Origin of the sequence: Streptomyces sp. WM6386 (assembly GCF_000972385.1) — a bacterium.
Lineage (GTDB): Bacteria > Actinomycetota > Actinomycetes > Streptomycetales > Streptomycetaceae > Streptomyces.
The window spans coordinates 1-403 of record NZ_JXTE01000565.1 but is presented as its reverse complement, the minus strand read 5'-3'; the positions used below and the strand labels follow the sequence as shown (position 1 = coordinate 403).

At 76.2% G+C, this 403-nt stretch carries 1 pseudogene; it reads left to right on the top strand.

Going from position 1 to position 403, the window contains the following annotated elements:
• Positions 1-197 (top strand): annotated as a pseudogene (locus TN53_RS42710) (hypothetical protein); the annotation flags it as partial.
• Positions 198-403 lie beyond the last annotated feature (206 nt).

Below are 403 nucleotides of genomic sequence, written 5' to 3'. Positions count from 1 at the left end.
GGGCCCGCGCCCTGGCCGCCCTGCTCAGCGGGGCCGATTACCGGGCGGTGCGGCCGGCCGGTCTGCAGGAGGCCTTGTTCACGCTGGGGCTGCCCGGCACGGTGCGGCCCGGTGTGGTGCGGGAGTTCACCCAGCACCAGGTCAGCGAGGACTGGGCGCTGTCCGGCGCCTTCACTCTCGGCGAGGTCGGCGACCCGGCGCGCGGCGATGTCGGTGTGATGCCGTGTGTTGTCGACGCCCAGGTGCCAGGCGGCCAGCCCGCCCATCAGAGCTATCGCCAGTAGGGCGGACAGCGCGCAAACGAGGCCGCGGGTGCGCCGGGCGGCACGGGCTGAGGCCCGGGCCTGCGCCGCGCGGGCCGCGAGTGCCGCGTCGAGGAACTCCCGCTCGGGCGGGGTGAGAC